This window comes from Amycolatopsis sp. cmx-4-54 (genome assembly GCF_046548895.1).
GTDB lineage: Bacteria > Actinomycetota > Actinomycetes > Mycobacteriales > Pseudonocardiaceae > Amycolatopsis.
In genome coordinates this window covers 343339-363237 of the sequence record NZ_JAEBEJ010000010.1, presented here as the reverse complement: position 1 = coordinate 363237, position 19899 = coordinate 343339, and the positions used below count along the sequence as shown (strand labels likewise).

General features: G+C 70.3%; 21 protein-coding genes. 8 read left to right on the top strand and 13 right to left on the bottom strand.

The annotated features are described in order from the left end of the window. Nucleotides 1-107 precede the first annotated feature (107 nt). Together ACLJQ7_RS30960 and ACLJQ7_RS30955 are read left to right on the top strand one after the other, a co-directional pair. Nucleotides 108-725, top strand: coding sequence for a TetR/AcrR family transcriptional regulator (locus ACLJQ7_RS30960; RefSeq protein ID WP_034324103.1), 618 nt, complete (start codon nt 108-110; stop codon nt 723-725). Nucleotides 726-749: 24 nt separating this feature from the next. Continuing rightward, complete coding sequence (locus ACLJQ7_RS30955) at nt 750-1685, top strand: LLM class F420-dependent oxidoreductase (protein WP_410651675.1); 936 nt, start codon at nt 750-752, stop codon at nt 1683-1685. Between the two features lie 64 nt (nt 1686-1749). Here ACLJQ7_RS30955 and lipB read toward each other — a convergent pair whose 3' ends face one another. The 7 genes from lipB to lpdA form a co-directional block, all read right to left on the bottom strand. Continuing rightward, the gene (gene lipB, locus ACLJQ7_RS30950) at nt 1750-2493 is read right to left on the bottom strand and encodes a lipoyl(octanoyl) transferase LipB (protein WP_410651674.1); all 744 of its coding nucleotides are present in this window, start codon (nt 2491-2493) and stop codon (nt 1750-1752) included. A gap of 10 nt (nt 2494-2503) precedes the next feature. Further along, complete coding sequence (locus ACLJQ7_RS30945; protein ID WP_410651673.1) at nt 2504-3118, bottom strand: phosphatase PAP2 family protein; 615 nt, start codon at nt 3116-3118, stop codon at nt 2504-2506. Next, entirely contained in the window at nt 3115-3999 is an 885-nt protein-coding gene (locus ACLJQ7_RS30940) for a TIGR01777 family oxidoreductase (RefSeq protein ID WP_410651672.1), read from the bottom strand. Before ACLJQ7_RS30940 ends, ACLJQ7_RS30945 begins: the two co-directional genes overlap by 4 nt. Before the next feature lie 14 nt (nt 4000-4013). After that, nucleotides 4014-4514, bottom strand: a complete 501-nt coding sequence (locus tag ACLJQ7_RS30935) for an ArsR/SmtB family transcription factor (protein WP_410651671.1) — start codon at nt 4512-4514, stop codon at nt 4014-4016. 21 nt (nt 4515-4535) lie between these two features. Beyond that, entirely contained in the window at nt 4536-5618 is a 1083-nt protein-coding gene (locus ACLJQ7_RS30930; protein ID WP_410651670.1) for a serine hydrolase, read from the bottom strand. A gap of 153 nt (nt 5619-5771) precedes the next feature. Beyond that, a complete protein-coding gene (sucB, locus tag ACLJQ7_RS30925) occupies nt 5772-7550 on the bottom strand; it encodes a 2-oxoglutarate dehydrogenase, E2 component, dihydrolipoamide succinyltransferase (protein WP_410651669.1) in 1779 nt (592 codons plus the stop codon). A gap of 56 nt (nt 7551-7606) precedes the next feature. Beyond that, nucleotides 7607-8980, bottom strand: coding sequence for a dihydrolipoyl dehydrogenase (lpdA, locus tag ACLJQ7_RS30920; RefSeq protein ID WP_410651668.1), 1374 nt, complete (start codon nt 8978-8980; stop codon nt 7607-7609). A 214-nt stretch (nt 8981-9194) separates the two neighbouring features. On the opposite strand from lpdA, the gene ACLJQ7_RS30915 reads away from it, so the two are divergent. Then, nucleotides 9195-9539, top strand: coding sequence for an oxidoreductase (locus tag ACLJQ7_RS30915; protein ID WP_125787941.1), 345 nt, complete (start codon nt 9195-9197; stop codon nt 9537-9539). Nucleotides 9540-9546: 7 nt separating this feature from the next. Here ACLJQ7_RS30915 and ACLJQ7_RS30910 read toward each other — a convergent pair whose 3' ends face one another. After that, a complete protein-coding gene (locus ACLJQ7_RS30910) occupies nt 9547-9999 on the bottom strand; it encodes a GNAT family N-acetyltransferase (RefSeq protein ID WP_410651667.1) in 453 nt (150 codons plus the stop codon). A gap of 33 nt (nt 10000-10032) precedes the next feature. After that, nucleotides 10033-11016 carry an SMI1/KNR4 family protein gene (locus ACLJQ7_RS30905; protein WP_410651666.1) on the bottom strand — a complete coding sequence of 328 codons (984 nt, stop codon included), beginning with the start codon at nt 11014-11016 and terminating at the stop codon, nt 10033-10035. Between the two features lie 135 nt (nt 11017-11151). Here ACLJQ7_RS30905 and ACLJQ7_RS30900 point away from each other — a divergent pair, with 135 nt between their 5' ends. Beyond that, the gene (locus tag ACLJQ7_RS30900) at nt 11152-12375 is read left to right on the top strand and encodes an IS30 family transposase (protein WP_410651700.1); all 1224 of its coding nucleotides are present in this window, start codon (nt 11152-11154) and stop codon (nt 12373-12375) included. A gap of 77 nt (nt 12376-12452) precedes the next feature. Here the strand turns inward: ACLJQ7_RS30900 and ACLJQ7_RS30895 are convergent, their stop codons facing one another. Further along, nucleotides 12453-13955, bottom strand: a complete 1503-nt coding sequence (locus tag ACLJQ7_RS30895) for a leucyl aminopeptidase (protein ID WP_410651665.1) — start codon at nt 13953-13955, stop codon at nt 12453-12455. A gap of 132 nt (nt 13956-14087) precedes the next feature. On the opposite strand from ACLJQ7_RS30895, the gene ACLJQ7_RS30890 reads away from it, so the two are divergent. Together ACLJQ7_RS30890 and ACLJQ7_RS30885 are read left to right on the top strand one after the other, a co-directional pair. Next, nucleotides 14088-14942, top strand: a complete 855-nt coding sequence (locus ACLJQ7_RS30890) for a hypothetical protein (protein WP_410651664.1) — start codon at nt 14088-14090, stop codon at nt 14940-14942. Further along, the gene (locus tag ACLJQ7_RS30885; protein WP_410651663.1) at nt 14935-15561 is read left to right on the top strand and encodes a DUF402 domain-containing protein; all 627 of its coding nucleotides are present in this window, start codon (nt 14935-14937) and stop codon (nt 15559-15561) included. Before ACLJQ7_RS30890 ends, ACLJQ7_RS30885 begins: the two co-directional genes overlap by 8 nt. Here ACLJQ7_RS30885 and ACLJQ7_RS30880 read toward each other — a convergent pair. Continuing rightward, nucleotides 15558-15878 carry a hypothetical protein gene (locus ACLJQ7_RS30880; protein WP_410651662.1) on the bottom strand — a complete coding sequence of 107 codons (321 nt, stop codon included), beginning with the start codon at nt 15876-15878 and terminating at the stop codon, nt 15558-15560. The two genes, ACLJQ7_RS30885 and ACLJQ7_RS30880, sit on opposite strands and share 4 nt — an antisense overlap. Nucleotides 15879-15995: 117 nt before the next feature. Here ACLJQ7_RS30880 and ACLJQ7_RS30875 point away from each other — a divergent pair, with 117 nt between their 5' ends. Then, entirely contained in the window at nt 15996-17099 is a 1104-nt protein-coding gene (locus ACLJQ7_RS30875; RefSeq protein WP_410651661.1) for a branched-chain amino acid aminotransferase, read from the top strand. Nucleotides 17100-17496: 397 nt separating this feature from the next. Here the strand turns inward: ACLJQ7_RS30875 and cobT are convergent, their stop codons facing one another. Next, nucleotides 17497-18573, bottom strand: coding sequence for a nicotinate-nucleotide--dimethylbenzimidazole phosphoribosyltransferase (cobT, locus tag ACLJQ7_RS30870; RefSeq protein ID WP_410651660.1), 1077 nt, complete (start codon nt 18571-18573; stop codon nt 17497-17499). Nucleotides 18574-18666: 93 nt separating this feature from the next. Between cobT and ACLJQ7_RS30865 the strand changes: the two genes are divergently transcribed. Next, nucleotides 18667-19335, top strand: coding sequence for a 2-C-methyl-D-erythritol 4-phosphate cytidylyltransferase (locus tag ACLJQ7_RS30865; protein WP_410651699.1), 669 nt, complete (start codon nt 18667-18669; stop codon nt 19333-19335). On the opposite strand, the gene ACLJQ7_RS30860 is transcribed toward ACLJQ7_RS30865, so the two are convergent. Then, nucleotides 19332-19736 (bottom strand): hypothetical protein, encoded by a 405-nt coding sequence (locus tag ACLJQ7_RS30860; protein WP_410651659.1) that lies wholly within the window; start codon nt 19734-19736, stop codon nt 19332-19334. The two genes, ACLJQ7_RS30865 and ACLJQ7_RS30860, sit on opposite strands and share 4 nt — an antisense overlap. Nucleotides 19737-19899 lie beyond the last annotated feature (163 nt).

Here is a 19899-nt window from a genome sequence, read left to right as displayed (position 1 = left end):
GTTCATACCGCAGGTTTGCGGCATACTCCCGGTACGGACCTGACAGCAGTCAACATACCATGGGTATGGAGTGGGACCGGCGGCGTAAAGTTGTGAAGGTGGCGACAATGAGGTCAAGGCGGCTGGACTATTCCGAGTCCACCCGGTCGGCACTCGTCGAGAGTGCCGTGGAGCTGTTCACCAAACGCGGGTACGCCGGCACGTCTCTCGACGAGATCGCCAAACGGGCCAGGGTGACGAAGGGCGCGCTGTACCACCATTTCAGTGGGAAGCAGGCGCTGTTCGAGGCTGCCTTCGACACGGTCGAGAGCCAGGTCTTCGACCGGCTCGAAAAGATCATGAACGGCCCGGCCTCGCCGTGGGAACGGGCGCTGTCGGGGCTGCGCGGCTTCCTGCAGAGCTGCCTCGACCCGGCGTACCAGCGCATCGCGATCCACGAGGCACCGGTGGTGATGGGCTGGGAGCGCTGGCGTGAGGCGGAGGAGCGGTGCAGCTTCGGCCTGGTTCGCACCGGGATCCAGTCGCTCATCGAGGTCGGCGAGGTCGACGACGTCCCGGTGGACGTCACCGCACGGCTGCTGTTCGGCGCGCTGTCCAGTGCCGCCATCGAGATCGCTTCGTCTCCGGAGCCGAAGAAGGTCAGTGCCCAGGTCGAAGAGGTTCTGGTCCGGCTGCTCGTCGGATTCCGCCGTGTCCCGCCCGCCGAGCATGGGAAAGCGAGCTGACCGCGCCCTGGCTAGGGTGACGGCGTGGACCTCAGGATCTTTACCGAGCCCCAGCAAGGGGCCAGTTACGAAGACCTGCTCCGGGTGGCCAAGGCCACCGAGGACGCGGGTTACGACGCCTTCTTTCGCAGCGATCACTATCTGAAGATGGGTTCGGCGACCGGGCTGCCGGGGCCGACCGACGCGTGGATCACCCTCGCGGGTCTCGCCCGTGAGACCCGCCGTGTGCGGCTGGGCACCCTCGTCACCGCCGCCACCTTCCGGCATCCGTCGGTGCTCGCGATCTCGGTCGCGCAGGTGGACCAGATGTCGGGCGGCCGCGTCGAACTCGGCCTCGGTTCCGGCTGGTACGACGACGAGCACACCGCGTACGGCCTCGACCTGCCGCCGATGAAGGAGCGCTTCGACCGCTACGCCGAGCAACTCGCCGTCGTCACCGGGCTGTGGGAGACGCCGGAAGGGGAGACGTTCTCCTTCGACGGCGAGCACTACAAGCTCGTCGACTCGCCGGGCCTGCCGAAACCGGCGCAGCGGCCCCGGCCGCCGGTGATCATCGGCGGTGGCGGGAAGAAGCGCACCCCGGCGCTCGCCGCCCGCTACGCGGACGAGTTCAACCTGCCGTTCGTGGGCCCGGCCGCCGCCGCGGAGCAGTTCGGCCGCGTCGACGACGCAGCCCGCGAGATCGGCCGCGACCCCAAGGACATCATCCGCTCGGCCGCGCTCGTCGTCGCCGTGGGCCGTGACGACGCCGAGGTCGCGAAGCGGGCGGGCGTGCTGGGCCGCGAGGTCTCCGAGCTGCGGGAGAACGGGCTCGCGGGGACGCCGTCGGAGGTCGTCGAGAAGATCGGGCGGTGGCGGGAGAAGACCGGGATCACCCGGCTCTACCTGCAGCTGCTGGACCTCTCGGATCTGGACCAGATCGAGCTGATCGCCTCCGAGGTCGCTCCTCAGCTGGACTGACGCTTTGCGCGTGAAGGCCCCCTTCCCTCGGCTCAGCCGAGGGAAGGGGGCCTTCACGCGCTTCTCAGTTCTGGAGGGCGAAGGTGACGCCGGGGGCCGCGGGTGCCTCGGGGCGCGGCAGCCAGCGCTCGTCGCTCACCGGAAGGTCGCCTTCCAGCGCCGCGAGCACGGCTTCGCGCGCGATCGGCAGCACCGACGCCACGGTGACCTCGCGGTCGAGCTCGGAGGAAAGCGACGTCACGCCCGCGTCCCGGATGCCGCACGGGACGATCTTGTCGAAGGCGCCGAGGTCGGCGTTGCAGTTCAGCTCGAACCCATGCATCGTCACACCGCGCTGGACGCGGATGCCGATCGCGGCGATCTTCCGCTCCGGGCCGCGGTCGTCGGCGGGGATCCAGACACCGCTGCGGCCCTCGACCCGGCCGGTGTGCACGCCGAGCTGGTCGCAGACGGTGATCAGGGCCTCTTCGAGACGCCGCACGTAATGCACGACGTCGATCGGGTCGGCGAGTTTGATGATCGGGTAGCCGACCAGCTGGCCCGGCCCGTGCCAGGTGATCTTGCCGCCGCGGTCGACGTCGATCACCGGGGTGCCGTCGGTCGGCCGGTCCTCGGCTTCGGTGCGCTTGCCCGCGGTGTACACCGACGGGTGCTCCAGCAGCAGCATGGTGTCCGGGCCGTCACCGTCGGCACGCGCTGTCACGTGCTTTCGCTGGAGTTCCCAGGCTTCGGTGTAGTCGATCGTCCCGATCTCGCGGACGTCGACGGGCTCGGTGGCGGCGCGGCATGACGTGGTCGAAGAGCTCACGTCAGCGACACTACGCCGGGTCTTTCGGCAGGGGGAGCAGGCCCAGCCCGGCCGCCGCGATCAGGCCGACACCGCCCACGGCGAGCACGGATCCCGCGGTGTCGGTCAGCCAGTGCACGCCCAGCACGATGCGGCAGAGGGCACCGAGCACCGTCGCCGCGGCGGCGATCGCGATCGCCAAGCGCGCGAGGTGCGGACGGGTCCACGCGCACAGCAGTACCGCGACGAACCCGGTGCACGCGACGGCGACCACATGCCCGCTCGGATAGCTCAGATCGGGGAATTCGCGCGGCCGCTCCCGATAGAAGGCCGGTTTCGCGATCAGGCTGGTCATCCGGCACACCAGCAGGACGACGGCGAGTTTGACGCACAGCACGGTCAGGTCCCGGCGGCGCCAGGCGAGCACCACCAGCACCGTGCCCAGCGCGAACGGCAGGACCGGCCCGAGGACGTTCGTGACCAGGCCCGCCACCTGACCGGCGGGCTTGGTGTGCTGGCCGCGGAACGCGTCGGCGAGGGCGACGTCCACCGGCGGCGGCCGCTCGTCGACGGACAGCCCGAGGATGACGAAGCCGATCAGCAGGACGAACCCGGCGAGGGTGTACAGACCGCGCCGCACGGTCATGTCGCGGCGGCCAGCGCGTCCTCGAGGGTCGGATGGCGGAACGCGTAGCCCGCCTCCTCCAGCACACGCGGCATGGCGCGCTGCCCGAACAACGCCATCTCCTCGGCCGCCTGCCCGAGCGCGATCTTCATGGCGAAACCGGGCACCTGCCAGATCGCCGGCCGGTGCACGGCGCGGCCCAGCGCCTTCGTGAAGGCGGCGTTCGTGGCGGGTTGCGGGCCGGAGAGGTTGACCGCGCCGGACAGCGTTTCGTTCTCCAGCGCGAAAACGATCGCGCCGACCTCGTCGTCCAGCGAGATCCACGGCATGTATTGCTTGCCGTCACCGAGTTTTCCGCCGAGCCCCAGTCGGAACAGCGGCCGCAGGACGTCCAGTAGCCCGCCTTCGCGCGCGAGCACCAGCCCGGTGCGGATGCGCACGACCCGGGCGCCGGCGGTGGTCGCGGCCTCGGTGGCGCCTTCCCACGCGGTGCAGAGTTCGGCGAGGAAACCGCGGCCCACCGGGCTCGTTTCGTCCACAAGGGACGGACCGGCGTCACCGTAGTAGCCGACGGCGGAGGCGTTGACCAGCACGGGAATCCCGTGTTCGGCGACAGCTTCCGCGAGGACCTCCGTCGGTTCGACCCGGCTGTCGAGGAGGACCTGTTTGCGGGCCGCGCTCCAGCGCCCGGGCAGGAGTGGCGCTCCCGCGAGGTTCACGACGGCGTCGACCCCGTCGAGCGCGCCGTCCGCGATCTCGCCGGCGGGCGGATCCCAGCGGCGTTCGTCGGCCGCCCGCTCCTCCCGGCGGACGAGACGGACCACTTCGTGCCCGGAACGGCGTAACCGTGTCGTGAGGGAGGTGCCGATCAGTCCGCTCGCGCCCGCGATCAGAACTCGCATGATCCGATCGTGTCCTATCCGCGATCCGGGCGCACGCTCAGGTTCTTCAGTTGCCCGGCGACGTCGGACGCGGCGGTGAGCAGCACCAGCACCGGGATCGTCGCGGCGGGCCGGAGCCGGTAGCTGCCGCGTTTGTCCTGCTCCACGATCCCGGCGCCGGTCAGCGCCTTGAGGTGGTGGTACAGCTGGCCCGGCGAACCGAGTTCGGCGGCCTCTTGAAGGGCGGGCGCGGTCTGCGCGCCCTTTTCGGCCAGCGTCCGCACGAGTGCCACCCGTGCGGTGCTGGACAGGGCCGCGAGCACTTCGACCCGCGGCCCGTCCTCGAACGCCAGCATCGGGCCGGGCGTGACGTTGATCGCCCAGCTCAGTTCGAACGGTTCGGTCAGCTCGCCGTGATAGCCGACGAGACCACCCGGGCTCGCCGCGGGCTCGGCCTGGCGCTCGCTGTGCCGGTTTTCCAGCGTGGCGACCCGTGCCTCGAGGGCGGCGATCCGGTCGGCGAGCTCAGCGTTCATACCGGTTATCTATACCGTCGATCAGCGGAGCGCTCGTTCCAGGGCGGTGAACCGGGCCGGGTCGGACAGCGCCGCGAGGACGAGTTCGATGAGCGGCAAGGCGTTCTGCATGTCCTGGTCGCTCACGCCGGTGAGCAGGACGGCCGCCGTACCCGAACGCCCGTCCGGCCAGCGGACGGAAAGTCCGATGGTCAGTGTGCGCGGCAGGCTTCCACCCTTGAAGAGCACTTCGCTCGCGCCTGGCGGTACGCGGTCCGCGAGCGGCTTCGCGAGGATCTCTCGCGCGGGTGCGTACAGGCCCTTCGCGATGCTGCGGTGAAGCGAGAACAGATCCGACGCCGAGCCCTGGCCGTGGCCCTTGATCCACGGCCATTGAGCCTCGGAGGTGCCCGGCATGTCGGGCCAGCGCTTGAAGGCTTCGGCGCGGAACCCCGGATCGCGGACGAACCGGCGCGCGACCGCGTCGCCCATCGCCCGCCGGACGGCCACCGGGCTGCCGGGCCGGGGCGCGTACTCCGGCATCATCAGCATCAGGACCTCGCCGCCCAGCGATCGGGTGTCCGGCCGGAACCAGCCGCCCCGCGCGGCCGCCCGCTGGAGGGCGGGGTCGCCCAGGCGGACGCGGAGATAGTCCGTGGCGGCGTTGTCGCTGAAGAGGATCATCGCTTCGGCGAGCCTCGCCAGGGGGACACGCTGCGTCGGATCCTTGGCGATGCCGTAGTCGTCGCAGGGGACGCCCAGCCAGCTGAGCGCATGGAAATGCGCGCGGCCGTCGGCGACGAAGGGATGGTGGGCGTCCCAGTCGCCCACCCGGATCTGTTCCTTCGGGTCGAGCCTGCCCTCGGCGACCGCGACGGCGTACGCGCTGAGATGCACGACCTTGACGGACGAGGCCAGAACGCGCCGGACGTCGGTGTTGCGCGCGGCGCGGCGGCCCGCGCCGTCGTCGATCAAGACGGAGACATCGCTCCGGTGGGCGGCGATCCAGTCGAGCCAGCCCTGCTCGGTCGTCGTGTCCGGCTGGGCCGCGGTCGCGGTTCCCGGCAGCAGCAACGCGGCCGACCCCGCGGCGGCGCCCGCCAGCAGATGGCGTCTGGTCAGCATGGGTGAAATCCTCCCTCTAGTTTTCCGTAATTCCGGAATACTAGAGTACGGCACCCCTGTCAACTCGCATCCAGAGGACGAAATGCGGGGAGAAAGAGGAAGGCCCCCGCCCCGCCGAAGCGGAGCGAGGGCCTTCACGGACCACAGGGAGGATCAGAGACCGAGCTCGTCCTCGAAGTTGCCCTCTTCCAGACGCTGCTTGATCGTCGTGACGAAGCGGCCCGCGTCGGCCCCGTCCACCAGGCGGTGGTCGTAGGTCAGCGGCAGGAACGCCATTGACCGGACGGCGATCGTGTCGTTGCCGTCGGCGTCCGCGATCACGACCGGACGCTTCACGACCGCGCCGGTCCCGAGCATGCCGGACTGCGGCTGCACGATGATCGGCGTGTCGAACAGGGCGCCGTTGGAGCCGATGTTCGTGATCGTGAAGGTGCCGCCCGACAGCTCGTCCGGCTTGATCTGGCCCGAACGCGCGCGGCCCGCCAGATCCGCGATGCGGTGCGCGAGACCGGCGAGGCTGAGCTCACCCGCGTCGTGGATGACCACCGACAGCAGACCCTTTTCGGTGTCCACCGCGATCCCCAGGTGCACCGCACCGTGGTAGGTGATCTCCTTCGTGTCCTCGTTGTAGGACGCGTTGACGTTCGGGTGCTGCTTGAGCGCCTCGACGGTGGCCTTCGCGAAGAACGGCAGGAACGTCAGGTTGACGCCCTCGCGCTCCTTGAAGGCCGCCTTCGCCCGCTGGCGGAGCTTGGCGATCTTCGTGACGTCCACCTCGTGGACCTGCGTGAGCTGCGCGGAAACCTGCAGCGACTCGCGGGTCTTCGTGGCGGTGATCTGACGGATCCGGCTGGCCTTCTGCACGGTGCCGCGCAGGGCCGCGAGCTCCGGCGAAACCGCGGCCTTGCGCGGAGCCGACGGGGCGGCCGCGGGAGCCTGAGCGGCAGCGGGCTGCGCGGCGGGAGCCGGGGCGGCCTTCTGCTTGGCCTCGGCGGCCGCGAGCACGTCCTGCTTGCGGATGCGGCCACCGACACCGCTGCCGGTCAGCGACGACAGGTCGATGCCGTGCTCCGACGCGAGCTTGCGGACCAGCGGCGTCACGTACGGCGCGTTGTCCGAGCCGTTGTCGCTGCTCGCCGCCGGCTTCGGGGCCTCGGCCTTGGGAGCCGGGGCGGCCTGAGGAGCCGCTTCGGCCTTGGGCTCGGGCTTCGGTTCCGGCTTGGGTTCCGGTTTCGGCTCGGGCTTGGGCTCCGGCTTGGACTCGGGCTTGGACTCGGGCTTGGACTCGGGCTTGGACTCGGCCTTCGGGGCCGGGGCGGAACCGGCGGCACCGATCACCGCGAGCACACCGCCGACCTCGACGGTCTCGTCCTCACCGGCGCGGATCTCCAGCACGGTGCCGGCGACCGGGGACGGGACCTCGGTGTCGACCTTGTCCGTGGAGATCTCGAGCAGCGGCTCGTCGACCTCGACGCTCTCACCGACCTGCTTGAGCCACCGGGTGACGGTGCCCTCGGTGACGCTCTCGCCCAGCTCGGGCAGCTTCACCTCGGTGCCTTCGCCGCCTGAAGCCGGCGCGGTGTCCGGCTGGGACGGCGCGGAGGCCTCCTCCTGCGCGGGCTCCGGCTCCGGCTCGGGCTGCGCCTCTTCGGCGGCCGGCTCGGCGGAACCGGAGGACTCCGGCACCCCGCCGGTCCCGTCGTCGATGACGGCGAGCTCGCCGCCGACCTCGACGGTCTCGTCCTCCTGAGCGCTGATCTTCACGACCTTGCCGGCGACCGGGGACGGGACCTCGGTGTCGACCTTGTCCGTGGAGATCTCGAGCAACGGCTCGTCGACCTCGACGGTGTCGCCCTCCTGCTTCAACCACCGGGTGACGGTGCCCTCGGTGACGCTCTCACCGAGCTCCGGCAACGTGACGGAGTAGGCCATCGTTCGCTGACTCCCTTGATATGTCTTGCTTGGTCTGGTTCTTCGACGGTGAGACGTCAGCTGTGGACGTGCAGCGGCTTGCCCGCGAGGGCGAGGAACGCTTCACCGAGGGCCTCGGTCTGGGTGGGGTGCGCGTGGATGAGGGGAGCCACGTCCTCCGGGAACGCCTCCCAGCTGTAGATCAGCTGCGCTTCGCCGATCAGCTCGCCGACGCGGTCGCCCACCATGTGCACGCCCACGACCGGCCCTTCCGGAGCCTTGATCAGCTTGACCCCACCGGAGGTCTTGAGGATCTGGCTCTTTCCGTTGCCGCCGAGGTCGTAGGTGAAGGTGGTGACGTCGGAGCCGTACTTCTCCTTCGCCTGCGACTCGGTGAGGCCGACCGAAGCGACCTCGGGGTGCGAGTAGGTGACGCGCGGGATGCCGCTCTCGTCGATCACGCGCGGCTCCTGGCCGGCGATCTCCTCCGCGACGAAGATGCCCTGCTGGAACCCGCGGTGCGCGAGCTGCAGGCCGGGGACGATGTCACCGACGGCGTAGACGTTCGGCAGGTTGGTGCGCAGGCGGTCGTCGGTGAGGACGAAACCGCGCTCCATCTTGACGCCGGCCTCCTCGTAACCGTGCCCGGCCGAGTTCGGGCCACGGCCCACGGCGACCAGCAGCAGGTCGGCTTCGAGCGTCTCGCCGGACTCCAGCGACACGCTGACGCCGTTGTCGTCCTGCTTGGCGCCGGTGAACCGGACACCGGTCTTGAAGGCGATCTTGCGACGGCGGAAAGCGCGCTCGAGCTGCTTGGACGCGTACTCGTCCTCGTTCGGGACCAGGCGGGGCAGCGCCTCCACGATGGTGACGTCGACGCCGAAGGACGCCCAGACGGACGCGAATTCGACACCGATGACACCACCGCCGAGGACGATGACCTTCTTCGGGATGTAGTCCAGCGAAAGCGCCTGCTCGCTCGCGATGACGCGGCCGCCCAGCTCCAGGCCGGGCAGCGTCTTCGAGTACGAGCCGGTGGCGAGGATGACGTTCTTGCCGGTGTATCGGGTGCCGTCGACCTCGACGGTCGTGCCGCCGACGAACGTCCCGGTGCCCTCGACGAGGTTCACCTTGTGCGCCTTGGCCAGGCCCTGGAGGCCCTTGTACAGGCGCGAGACGATCCCGTCCTTGTACTTGTTGACGCCGGCGATGTCGATACCTTCCAGCACGGCCTTGACACCGAAGGTCTCGGCGTCGCGGGTCTCGTCGGCGACCTCCGCCGCGTGCAGGAGGGCCTTGGTCGGGATGCAGCCTCGGTGGAGGCACGTCCCGCCAAGCTTGTCCTTTTCGATCAGGGTGACGGAAAGGCCCAGCTCGGCCGCGCGGAACGCGGCGGCGTAGCCGCCCGATCCGCCACCCAGGATCACAAGGTCGGCGGAGGTGTCGGTCACTTCAATAACTCCTCGGCAAGCGGTAGGGGTGGTGCTCTGGCGCCGCTTCGCGCGGTATACGCGCGCGCGGACACTTGCCATCTTGTCACTACGTGCGGAGAGGCTGCGACCTAGGCCGCGTCCTGTGACCCACGGGACACGACCCGCGAGAGTCACCACGGTGAGCACACACCCGGGTCGGGATAATGGGCACTGGACGCGAGTGGGAAGTGAGGTGGTCGGAGTGGGTCTGTTCGACTCGCTGCGCCGGCGCTCTAAAGGCGGGCAAAAGCCCGGTACGCTGCGGAAAGCCTCTTCAAACGACTTCAAGCACCTCGAAGAGTGGGCCTCGTCGAGGACCGGTGTCGAAGCCTATGTCGAGCCGAAGACCAACGTCACGGAGACCACTGTCGTCCTCATCGCCCACGACGGCGAGTGGACCCGGCGCCGGATCGAGAGCCTGGACGCGGCGCAGCAGTTCGGTCGCAAACGGTCGATCCCCGTGTACGAGGTGGCGCGGGTCGGCTACCCGAAGCGGATGCGGGAGTACACCGAGCGGAAGAAGCGCGGCGAAGCCTGAGGCGGGATCAGAGGTCGATCTCGCCGACGCGCTGTCCGTCGTGGACGGTGCCGGTGTCTCGGAAGCCCAGCCGCAGGTAGAACGCCTCCGGACTGTGCTCGCCCGGCACCCAGAGGGTCGTCGCCCGCTGACGGCCACGGCGCCGGGCCTCGTCGAGGACGGCCTCGACGGCGAAGCGGCCGTAGCCCTTGCCTTGCCGCCCTGCCGCGATGGTGAGCCGCCAGAGTCCGCAGCGGAAGTAGTCGATCGGGCAGTCCGGATCGAACGCGCCCATCACGAATCCGACCGGTTCGCCGTCGTCGAGGACCAGCCGCGGCCAGGCGACTTCGGGCCGCGTGTAGGCCTCGGCGAGTGACCGGGCCACCGGGGCCACGTAGGACTCCTGATGCGGTTCGACGGCGATCGAGCAGGCGACACCGACGTTGTCCCGGGTGATCTTCGTGAGCGTGAGTGCGGTCATGGTCGCGAAGCTAGCGACGCGCTCCGGCGGAATTCACGCAGATTGCGCCAAAAGGAGCAGGTGCCGCTCCAGCAGCGCCCGGAACGTCGGATGCACCGTCGTGCCCAGCGCCGGGTCGAGTTCGACCGTCCGCCACTCGTCGCCCGCGGCCGTCAGCAGCACGACGGCCGGTTCCGCGATCACGACGACGCCGCCTTCCGCGCGGAGTTCCGCCGTCCCGAGCAGCCGCGGGAAGACGACGTCGGCGGGCAGGCCGTCGCAGGTCTGGAGGAACTCGCGATAGTCGTCGGGCAGCCGCAGTCCCAGCCGCGCCTCGGCGGCGCCGATGGTGCGAAGGGAGGCTGCCGGGGGAACGGTGCCGCCACCGCGCAGCCGCAGGATGCCCGCGATCATTTCGCGCCAGGAGCCGGTTTCCGGTGGGTAGCGTTCGTACAGCGCCGCGACCAGCGCCCCGGCACAGACTTCCGGCCACTCGCCGAGCCCGAGCGGGTCGGCTCCCGCGACCAGCCGTGGTGCGAGCCGTCGTGTCGCGGCGAGCACGGCGACGTCCGGGCGGCCCTGGCGCGACGCGATCTCCGTCCAGGCGGCCAGATCGCCTCGCGCGACGGCCTCGCGCAACCGGTCCGGCCGCGACGGCCCGAGATGCGCGACGGCCTCGCCGATCGGGGAGCCGCCGAGCAGACCGTCGAGATCGGACGCCCGCCGGGCGAGGTACTCGTCGTGCGCGCGTTCTTCGGCGGCGAGATCGAGCGGGGTCAGCGCCGCGGCCCACTCCGGCCGCGTTCCTCGCGCCTCGAAGAGCATCGCCCACGCGCGGGCCTGCACCGCGCCGGGCACGAGCGCGGTGACGGGACGTTCGGTGAGCGCGTGCCAATGGGTGATCAGCCGGTCGGCTTCCGCCATCGCCCCGGACACGGCGAACAGCAGCGCCGCGTGGGCGATCCGATCGTCGAGCACCGCGTCGTCACCGCTCAGCACATCCGTGATCGCGCCTTCGAGATACGCGTCCCTGTCCACGGCACCGACCTTGCCACAAAGCGCGTGAAGGCCCCCTTCCCCTTGGGTTCTAGCGGTGGTTGCAACACCTGAGTTGTTTCAGGGGTTGTGTTGTTCGAGATTCGCGGGGACAGGTCGCCTCAGGGGCCGAGGAAGCTGCTCGCTGAGCGCCGGACTTATCTTGATCTTGTGGCGCAAGGGATGGGCACTGCGGAGGCGTGCCGGATGGTCGGGATCAACCGCCGCACCGGGCACCGGTGGCGGCAGGGACGCGCGAGTCAGGCGGGGCGGCAGGCCGGCAGGCCTTCCGCCCCGCCGCCGCGTCCGTCCGTGCCGGAGTCTCCGGCCACGGTGAACCCGCCCGCCGGCGGGCGGGCAGCGCCCTCGACCCGGTTCCTGTCCCAGGACGAGCGGCTACTGATCGCGGATCTGGCGCGGGCTGGACACGGTCCCCGGGAGATCGGCCGCCGGATCGGCCGTCCGGCCTCGACAATCAGCCGGGAACTGCACCGCAACACCGATCCCGCCAGCAGTGAGTATCTTCCCTATTCCGCGCAAGCCCGGGCCGACGCCCGCCGCCCCCGGCCCAAACCGGGCAAGATCGCGACCACACCCGAGCTGCGGGACCTCATCCAAGGCATGCTGGATGACCGGTGCAGCCCCGAACAAGCCAGCAACCGGCTGCGCCGTGATCACCCCGACCAGCCGGAGCTGCACGTGGCCCACGAAACCATCTACCAAGCCTTGTACGTCCAAGGCCGCGGCGAGCTGCGCCGCGAACTCACAGCCGCGCTACGCACCGGCCGCACCCAGCGCAAACCCCGCGGCAGCGGCGAGCAACGCCAGCCCCGGTTCACCGCACCCATGGTGATGATCAGCGACCGGCCCGCCGAAGCCGACGACCGCGCCGTCCCCGGCCACTGGGAAGGCGACCTCATCATCGGCGAGAACGGCGCCTCCGCGATCGGCACCCTCGTCGAACGCGCCACCCGCTACGTCATGCTCGTCCACCTCGGACACTCCCGCACCGCCGAACACGTCCGCGACGCACTCATCACCACCATCCAGACCCTGCCCGAACACCTGCGCCGCTCCCTGACCTGGGACCAAGGCGCCGAAATGGCACGACACCACGAATTCAGCATCGCCACCAACATGCCCGTCTACTTCTGCGACCCCCACGCACCCTGGCAACGCGGCTCCAACGAAAACACCAACGGCCTGCTCCGCGAATACTTCCCCAAAAGCACCGACCTCAGCACCCACACCCCCGACCACCTCACCGCCGTCGCCGCCCAACTCAACCGCCGCCCACGCAAAACACTCGACTGGGACACCCCAGCCGAGCGCCTCGCTAAACTCCTCACCGAAGTCAGTTGATCACCCGTGTTGCAACCACCCCTGGAATCCGCCCCCTCGGCTCAGCAGAGGAAGGGGGCCTTCACGCGCGATGAAGATCAGCCGTTCGCGGCGATGTCCGCGAGGACCGCGGCGATGGTGCGGACCGGGACGCCGGTGCCGCCCTTGCCGGTGTAGCCCCACGGAGCGGAGGTGTTGAACGACGGGCCCGCGATGTCGATGTGCGCCCAGGGCAGGCCGTCGGTGACGAACTCGCGCAGGAAGATGCCCGCGGCGAGCATGCCGCCCCAGCGGTGCCCGGTGACGTTGGCCAGGTCGGCGAGGCGCGAGTCGAGGTCGGCGCGCAGCTCCTCCGGCAGCGGCATGGCCCAGCCGCCCTCACCGGTGGCCCGCGCGATCGAGGCGACGCGGTCGCGGAACTCGTCCGAGCCCATGACACCCGCGGTGCGGTTGCCCAGCGCGACGACCTGCGCGCCGGTCAGGGTCGAGGTCTCGATCAGGTAGTCGGGGTTCTCCTCGCCCGCGCGCACGATGGCGTCGGCCAGCACGAGACGGCCTTCGGCGTCGGTGTTGAGCACCTCGACGGTCTTGCCGCCGTACATGCTGAGCACGTCGCCCGGCCGGTAGGAGGTGGCCGAGGGCAGGTTCTCCGCCAGCGGGATGTGCGCGACGACCTCGAGCGGGTACTTCAGCTTCGCGGCCAGCACCACGGAGGCGAGCACGGCGGCCGCGCCCGACATGTCCGAGGTCATGTGATCCATGTTCGCGGCGGGCTTGATCGAGATGCCGCCCGAGTCGAAGGTGATGCCCTTGCCGACCAGCGCGACCTTCTTCGACGCCTTCGCGGGCTTGTAGGCGATGCGCAGCAGGCGCGGCTGACGTGACGAACCGCCGCCGACGCCGAGGATGCCGCCGAAGCCCTTGCGCTTGAGCGCCTTCTCGTCGAGGACCTCGAAGTCGAGGCCGTTCGCCTCGGCCAGCGTCTTCGCGCGGTCGGCGAAGGAGGCCGGGAACAGGTCGTTCGGCGGGGTGTTGATCAGGTCGCGGGCGACGATGACCGACTCGGCGATCAGGCCGGCGGCCTTCAGGGTCGCCTTGTGGTCCTTGGCGTTGCCCTCTTCGGGGCTCACGAAGTCGACCTTGGCGACCGGGGCGTCACCCTTCTCGGAGCGGTACTCGGTGAAGGAGTACGCGCCGAGCACGGTGCCCTCGACGGCTGCCTGGAGGTCGATCGCCGACAGCGTGACGAACGCGCGGTCGGTCCCGCTCAGCGCCCGCGCGGCGGCACCCGCGCCCCGGCGGACCTGCTCGGCGGTGACGCCGTCCGCGCCCGCCTTGCCGAGGCCGACGGCCAGTACGACACCGGCGGACAGCTTGCCCAGCGTCGGTACCTTGACGATCTCGTCGGCCTTGCCGGACGCGCCGAGGGTGCCGAGGACGTCGGCGAGCTTGCCGTCGAAGGCGGAATCGGCGACGGAGGAGCCGGCGGCGAGCGCCAGGCCGTCCTCGCCCTCACACGTTCCGATGACGACGACGTCGGCGCGCGTCTTGGCAAGCGCCGCTTCGGCGTTCTCGGTCAGGGCAAGCTTCGGCACGGTCACTTCTGGCTCCTCGCGCGTTCGCGGTGGTACCGGGCGGCCGCCCGGTTGGATCGTGAGCCATGCTAATGACAGCGGGACCTGGGGTAACAGCGGGGCCGATCGGGTAACTGGACGTACTGGACGGGAGACGGCATGAGGCTGGCCGGTGGTCTGCTCATCGCACTGGCGGTGGGAACCTCCGGAGCGGAGTACTGGGTACTCGTCGCCGTCGTGATCGCGGCCGTGCTCGCCGTCGCGGTGGAGGCGCTGCTGCCGCCGGTGGGCGACACCCGGCTCGACCGGATCGCGGGCTCCGTTTCGCGGCTGGGCCTGGTCCTCGTCTTCGCGACGACGTTCGGCCAGTACCTCTTCCCGTCCGCTTCGGGAGCCGCCGCCGCGGTGTTCGTCATCGTGGTGACCGTCGCCGATCTGGGCGGGGTCCGCCTCGGCGACTACGCCGCCCGCTGGGTCACCGGCCTGCTGCTGGTCGCGGCCGCGTCGCTGATCGCGATCTGCGTCGGGATCCCGCCACTGGCGCAGTTCATCGCGCCGGACCCGCCGTCCGTGCCCGGACTCGGCCTCGCCGTGCTGGTGCTGCTGCCGTTCCTGCTGCCCCGCCGTCTCGGCGCGGGCCGCGCCGCCGCGGTGGGCGCCGTGGGCGTCGCGATCACCGCCGTCGCCCTCTATCAGCTGGGACCGATCCGGCTGGGGCTTTCGGCGACGTCGTTCCGTGAGCTCCTCGCCGCGGCCGACGCGGTCTCGCTGCTGCCGGTGCTGACGGTCGTGGCCGCCGTGGCGACCGTCCCCGTCGCGGTGGACGCCTTCACCGACGGCCGCGAGCGGCTTTCCCCGGAACGTCCGAAGGCGACACTCGCTTGTGGACTGATCGTGGCCGTCGCCGCGGCCTTCGCTGGGCCGGTCGTGGCCCTCGCGCTCGCGGGAGTGGGAACGCTCGCCGAACTGGTTCTGCGGGTCCGCGCCCGTCGGTACCGTTCGAGGCGTGCGTGATCCTCACTGGACCCCGGGCGACACCGTCGTCGAACGCTTCCTGCGACCGGACGGTTCGATCGGCCAGCACCACCCGCTTCGCGTCATCTCCGACGACGGCACCGTGCTGCTCGGGTGGCTGCCCGCCGACACCCCGATCGTCGGCAGCAGGCTCGCCGACGGACGGCTCTTCCGCGAGGCGCCGCTGGCGGAGCGGTTCCGGGTGCCGAGGGTGCGCGTCGCCGACCTCTGGCGCGACACCTCCACGCTGCGCCGCATCGCCGACGACGAATGGTCGTCGGTCTGGTGGTTCTTCGACGCCGGCGGCCGCTTCCTGAACTGGTACGTCAACCTCGAGGTCCCGCTGGGGCGTACGCCGTCGGGACCCGATCGCATCGACGGCATCCTCGACGTCGCCGTCGAGCCCGGCGGACGCTGGCGGTGGAAGGACGAGGACGAGGCGGAGGAGGCCGTCCTCGCCGGCCGCATCACCGCCGGTCAGCTGGAGCGGCTGCGCGCCGAGGGCGAGCGGATCGGGGCACTCGCGGACGCCGGGCGGTTCCCCTTCGACGGGACGTGGACCGACTTCCGGCCCGACCCGGGCTGGCCCGCGCCCGGCCTGCCCGAGGGGTTGCTCTAGCTCACCTGGAGGAGCAGGAGCAGCACCAGCACGACGTTGATCACCGTGAGGATGACGACCGACTTCGTGCCCAGTTCGCGCGGGAACACCTTGCCGTGGATGCTCTTCCACCAGTAGATGCCGAAACCACCGGCGACCAGGCCGAGGAACGCGCCGAAGCCGCTGTCGAGCAGGGCCCAGCCGTCCATCATCAGCACACCGGTGCCGAAAGTGAGCAGCACGGCCGTCGCGAAGGTCTTGACGTCCGCCCCCGCGCCGGGGGCGGCGGACTTGGCAGGCTGGGCCGGTTGGGCGGGCTGCATCTGGTTGTACGTCACGTCGCCATCCTAGGGCCGAGGACCCTCCCGTGTTCGTCCCGACGGACAGATCGCGGGAGGTAAAGATATGCGGACGTCCGACTAACGTGGGTCCGACCAAGCGTTATCGTCTTAGCCATGACGACCTCGACGCAGTTCACCCACCTCCCGCACCCGAGCCCCGCGAGCCCGGAACGCGTCGCGGACGTATTGGCCGCACCCGGCTTCGGCCTGCACTTCACCGACCACATGGTGACCGTGAAATGGAGTGCCGAACAGGGCTGGCACGACGCCACCGTCGGGCCGTACGCGCCCTTGACGCTCGACCCGGCGACCTCCGTGCTGCACTACGGCCAGGCCATCTTCGAAGGACTCAAAGCCTACCGCCAGCCGGACGGCGCGATCGCGGCGTTCCGCCCCGACGCGAACGCGATCCGGTTCCGCAACTCGGCCGAGCGCCTCGCCATGCCGCAGCTGCCGGTGGAGACCTTCCTCGACTCGATCCGCGAGCTCATCGCGGTCGACACCCGCTGGGTGCCGACGAAGCCGGGCGAGTCGCTGTACCTGCGGCCGTTCATGATCTCCACCGAAGCCGGGCTCGGCGTCAACCGGCCCGCGAACGAATACCTCTACGCGCTGATCGGCTCGCCCGCCGGCTCGTACTTCGCCGGCGGCGTGAAGCCGGTGAGCGTGTGGCTCTCGACCGAGTACGTGCGCGCCGTCCCGGGCGGCACCGGTGAGGCGAAGTGCGCCGGCAACTACGCGGCGTCCTTCGTCGCGCAGGCGCAGGCCGTGGCGAAGGGCTGCGACCAGGTCGTGTGGCTCGACGCGGTGGAACGGCGCTGGGTCGAGGAAATGGGCGGGATGAACCTGTTCTTCGTCTTCGGCTCCGGTGACGAGGCCCGCGTCGTGACCCCGGAACTGACCGGCTCGCTGCTGCCGGGCGTGACCCGCAAGTCGCTGCTGGAGCTGGCGCAGTCGTTCGGGCACCAGGTCGAGGAGCGGCGCGTCTCCACCGACGAGTGGGAGAAGGCGGCGGCTTCGGGCGAACTGACCGAGGTGTTCGCGTGCGGGACAGCGGCGGTCATCACGCCGGTCGGGCACGTGAAGCACGCGGGCGGCGAGTTCTCCGTCGCGGGCGGGCAGCCTGGCGAGCTGACGATGAAGCTGCGCGGCGCGCTGACCGGGATCCAGGAGGGCACCCGGCCCGCCCCGGAAGGCTGGATGTACCCGCTGGGCTGACGCTCGAAGTACGTGAAGGCCCCCTTCATTGCGTCTAGCGCAATGAAGGGGGCCTTCACGTACTTCGACCTTTCTGCACCGCGGCCTCCCCCGCCTCGCCCTCGTCCTTGCGCCGCTCGCGCTTTCGCCTCCCGTCCCGCCCCGCCCACAGATGCAATGAAAGTGTCGTTCCTTGCAAAATTTGCAAGGAACGACACTTTCATTGCATCCCGGAGTGCTCTCGCCCAGCGCCCAGCGCCCAGCGCCCAGCGCATCGCGCTCCCGCTCGCTCGCCCTCGCGCCGCCCGCCCCCCGGGACCCGGCCGCTGCAATGAAAGGTCCCTTCCTTGCAAATTTTGCAAGGAAGGGACCTTTCATTGCACTTGGGAGCGGGTCCGGCGGGCGGCGGGGGCGGGCGTCAGGAAGCGGGGGTCTCGATCAGCGGCCCGCTCACCCCGGCCTGCTCGTGCGTGGCCATCTCCGCGAGCACCCGCGTCGCCATGAACACCAGCGGCAGCGCCGTGACCGCGCCCGTCCCCTCGCCGAGGCGCACGTCCAGGTCCAGGATCGGGTCCAGGTCGAGGTGCTCCAGCGCCAGCGCGTGCGCGGGTTCGCCGCCCCGCTGGCCCGCGGCCCACCACTGCCGCGCGCCGGGGACGAGTTCCTCGGCGACCAGCGCGGCCGCGGAGGCGACCAGGCCGTCCAGGATCACCGGCGTCTTCCGGAGCGAGGCCTGCGCGAGGAAGCCCGCCATCGCGGCGATATCGGCGCCCGCGGCGGTACGCAGCAGGGCGACCGGGTCGGCCAGCACGGTCCGCGCGCGCCGTAGCGCGTCACGGACCACGGCGGCCTTGCGCATCCAGGCGTTGTCGTCGATCCCGGAACCGCGGCCGACGACGGCCACCGGCTCACTGCCGGTCAGCGCCGCGACCAGTACCGAGGCCGGCGTGCTGTTGCCGATCCCGAGGTCGCCCGCGATGAGCAGGTCGGCCCCGCCGTCGACCTCGGCGTCGGCGATCGCCCGGCCCGCGCGGACGGCGGCCCGCGCCTCGTCGTCGGTCAGCGCGTCCTCGACGTCGATCGAGCCGGAGCCGCGCCGCACCTTGAACTCGCCGATCGACCGCGTCGCGGGGGCGTCGCTGTCGACGGCCATGTCGACGACCCGGACGCTCGCGCCCGCCGAAGCCGCCAGGACGTTGATGGCCGCGCCGCCGGTCAGCATGCTGCCGACGAGTTGCGCGGTGACCTCACTCGGATAGGCCGAGACGCCCTTCGCGGCGACTCCGTGGTCCCCGGCGAACACCACGACGCGAGGCCGCGTGAACGGCCGCGGCGGCGACTGGCCCTGGCAGGCCGCGACCCATACGCCCAGTTCTTCGAGCCTGCCCAGCGAACCGGCCGGTTTGATCAGTTTCGAGTGCAGGGCGATCGCCGCCGAGCGCGCGTGTTCATCAGGCTGCTCGACTTCGGCGAATTCGAGGATATCGTCGTCCAACGCCCTGCCCCTTCGGATCGCTTCGGTGGCCGCGCCCAACCTACCGACCCGCCTGTGTCAGAGTTGCCTGTGGCTCAGACGAAGGCCGCCGGGGTGGTGCTCGCGAGCGGAGCGGGCACCCGGGTCGGCGCCAAGCTCAACAAGGTGTACCTGCCGGTGGCGGGCAGACGGGTCGTCGCGTGGTCGCTCGACGCCTTCGCCCGCGTGCCCGGAATCGACGTGCTCGTGCTGGTCGTCCGGCCGCAGGACACCGAACTCGCGCACGAGGTACTCGCCGCGCATCCGGGCGAGGTCGAACTCGTCCACGGCGGCGCGACGCGCCAGGGTTCGGAGCTGAACGCCTTGCGCCACTTGGCTTCCCGTATCGGAAGCGGCGAGATCGACGCGGTACTGCTGCACGACGCGGCCCGTCCGCTCGTCACGCCGGTACTGATCGCGGACGTCCTCGCCGGCACGCGGCGGTACGGGGGAGCGGTGCCCGGGGTCGCGGCCGGCGACATCGTGCGCGTCGACGGCGACACGGTTTCCGGTGCGCTGCCCGGGGCGATCAGGGTGCAGACACCGCAGGGTTTCCGCGCCGCACCGTTGCTCGAGGCCTATGAAACGGCCGAGCGGGAGGGTTTCGTCGGCACGGACACGTCTTCGTGCATGGAAAGGTTCTCCGCGCTGCCGGTGCGGTGGGTTCCGGGCAGCGCGGAGAACCTCAAGATCACCTACCCGCACGACCTCGTTGTCGCCGAGCAGGTGATCGGCCGAGGTTAGGGATCTCCCTGGTCGGCCTTGGTCAGGATGGCGGGCAGGATGGTGACCGGCTGACGTGCCTCCATCGGGATCACGCAGTCCGGATGTGGTTGCAGTAACTGGATCGGCGCCGCTGCGTCGCCGGGCGGCGGGATGGTGAGCACCGCGCGCAGGGTCCAGTCGGCCGTCGAGTGGTACTGCCACGAGACGAGCGCGGGGTGGAAGACGTCCGTGTCCGGGAGGGTCGTGACCCGGAAGGCACTTGCCCGTTCCTCGCCGCGGAGGATGAGGACGTCGGCACAGGTGTCCCACTGGAAGACCGCGGCACAGACCTCCGGTTCCTCCCGGGGGCCGAAGATGTAGACGACCCACCGGCGTCTTCGAAGCTCTTCGAGCAGTTCGTCGATGCTCAGGTGGTTCATCGAGCCCCCTAACGGGTTTCGGGAACTTCTCGGAGCGTAACAGGTGTACTAGAGCACCGTCCAGAATGTGTACTAGTACGTAATAATGGGGTGTGAGCAGGATCCTTGGTGCTCGCCCATTGGTGTGCTAGAACGCTTGTGCGCACCGCGCGACCTTGTGAGG